This window comes from Streptomyces sp. NPDC048297 (genome assembly GCF_043201585.1).
Classification (GTDB): Bacteria; Actinomycetota; Actinomycetes; order Streptomycetales; family Streptomycetaceae; genus Streptomyces.
Genome location: NZ_JBICZA010000093.1, coordinates 1 through 1,400 on the forward strand (window position 1 = coordinate 1; position 1,400 = coordinate 1,400).

A 1,400-nucleotide genomic window follows, 5' to 3' on the forward strand; every position below is an offset into this window, starting at 1 on the left:
GAGGACCGGGTGTGGCTGATGGGTGGTTGCCCTAGATGGCTCGGAAGGAATGGCCGCCCGGTCCTCCGGGACGCTCCGACCACTGATTGAGAACTGCGGTCATCGCTGGTTAGGGACCTGTCGGCGGGGTGTTCTTCGGGCCACTGAAGTGCTGGTCACGGTGGAACGGAGTAACGCGGTTGAGCACGCGGCAGAATCGGATATGGGTCGGCATCGACGCTGGCAAGGGGCACCACTGGGCGGTGGCCCTGGACGCCGACGGCGAGACGCTGTTCTCGACGAAGGTGATCAACGACGAGGCCCAGATCCTCACCCTCATCGACACAGCCCGCGAACGGGCCGACGAGGTGCGGTGGGCAGTGGACATCTCCGGCCGGGCCTCGACCTTGCTGCTGGCCCTGCTGATCGCGCACGGCCAACAGGTCGTCTACGTCCCCGGCCGGACGGTCAACCGGATGAGCGGCGCTTACCGGGGCGAGGGCAAGACCGATGCCAAGGACGCCCGTGTCATCGCCGACCAGGCCCGCATGCGCCGGGACTTCGCTCCGCTGGACACGCCCCCGGAGCTGGTCTCCAACCTGAGGGTGCTGACGAATTACCGGGCCGACCTGATCGCCGACCGGGTGAGGCTGATCAACCGGCTCCGTGACCTGCTGGTCGGCATCTGTCCGGCCCTGGAGCGGGCGTTCGACTACTCCGCGGCCAAGGGCCCGGTCGTCATGCTCACCGAGTACCAGACGCCGGCCGCTCTGCGCCGGATCGGCGTCAAGCGCCTGACAGCCTGGCTTGAACGCCGCAAGGTCCGCAGTGCCGCCGACGTCGCGGCCAAGGCCGTGGAGGCAGCCCAGGCCCAGCAGATCGCACTGCCCGGCGAGAAGCAGGCCGCCCAGCTGGTCTGCGACCTCGCCCACCAGCTGCTGGCCCTGGACGAGCGGATCAAGGACAACGACCGGGAGATCCGCGAGACGTTCCGATCCGACGACCGCGCGGAGATCATCGAGTCGATGCCCGGCATGGGGCCCATCCTGGGCGCCGAGTTCGTCGCCATCGTCAGTGACCTGGCCGGCTACCGCGACGCCGGCCGCCTTGCCTCGCATGCCGGTCTGGCCCCGGTCGCCCGAGACTCCGGCCGCCGAACCGGCAACTACCACCGGCCCAAGCGCTACAACCGCCGTCTGCGGCACATCTTCTACATGGCCGCCCAGACCGCCATGATGCGGCCCGGCCCCTCCCGCGACTACTACCTCAAGAAGCGGGCCGAGGGGCTGCTGCACACCCAGGCCCTGCTCTCGCTCGCCCGCCGCCGGGTCGACGTGCTCTGGGCAATGCTGCGTGACAAGAGGCTGTTCACCTCCGCCCCGCCGGTCACGCAGACGGCTTGACACAGTCATTGAGATTCC

1 protein-coding gene is annotated in these 1,400 nt (G+C 68.8%); it reads left to right on the forward strand.

Going from position 1 to position 1,400, the window contains the following annotated elements:
- The first annotated feature begins 179 nt into the window (after positions 1–179).
- Positions 180–1,382 (forward strand): IS110 family transposase, encoded by a 1,203-nt coding sequence (locus tag ACGFYV_RS37530; RefSeq protein WP_393883031.1) that lies wholly within the window; start codon positions 180–182, stop codon positions 1,380–1,382.
- The last annotated feature ends 18 nt before the right edge of the window (positions 1,383–1,400 follow it).